We start from the raw sequence: 651 nt of genomic DNA, 5'->3' as shown, positions 1-651 counted from the left end.
AAAATATCGGGAAGCCCCCCATTCAAGCTATGCATTCGCACACCCATAAGAAAAAATTGAACAGTGACAATAGCTTACACGAATGCATTTAAAACGGGAGTCAATCAACGGCAAAAACCTTTAAAACTCATTTCACGCTCTCTGTCTATGTCTAATCTCGCTTCGTGCTGTAATGCTTTTCCAACCGCTGAAGCTGAACGTTCAAGCCGTTCACTTGCTCGCTCAATCTGCTCACTTGCTGACACAACGTGGCGTTCTCTTTCAAAGTAGTGTTGAACATTTTCTCTAAATCCTTGTAAGCGTTCGCAAAGGCTTTGTGTTGCGCCTCGTGCTGCTGTTGTAATTGCTCGAAGGCGTTCAATAGCTGTTTCTCTAACTCCGTCATGCTCTAATATCCCTCCGGTATAAACATCGATCGGTCGTCGCTTTTTCTCGTCCAACCCTTCCCATCCTTGGCGACCGCTATACAAATCCTCTCTCCGCATTGGCTCAACTGAATCTTTCCGCCCTTCAATTCGAGCTGTTTTATCGTGGCACTCTGCTGATTGATCTCTAATTGGTTCGCTAGAATCATGCTCCCTTGCCACCAAATCACGCTTGAGCACGCCACTATCACGAGAAAGATAGTCAACCCTAGCCACGCCCAACTTT

At 46.1% G+C, this 651-nt stretch carries 1 protein-coding gene; it reads right to left on the bottom strand.

The genetic code is table 11. The features are described 5' to 3' along the window. Positions 1 to 151 precede the first annotated feature (151 nt). Positions 152 to 385 carry an MbeD family mobilization/exclusion protein gene (locus R8O11_RS31875; RefSeq protein WP_373906686.1) on the bottom strand — a complete coding sequence of 78 codons (234 nt, stop codon included), beginning with the start codon at positions 383 to 385 and terminating at the stop codon, positions 152 to 154. Positions 386 to 651: the final 266 nt, after the last annotated feature.

This window comes from Vibrio sp. 1288, from assembly GCF_033344475.1.
Note: the sequence above shows the minus strand (reverse complement) of the source record. Positions and strands in the feature narration are given on the sequence as shown.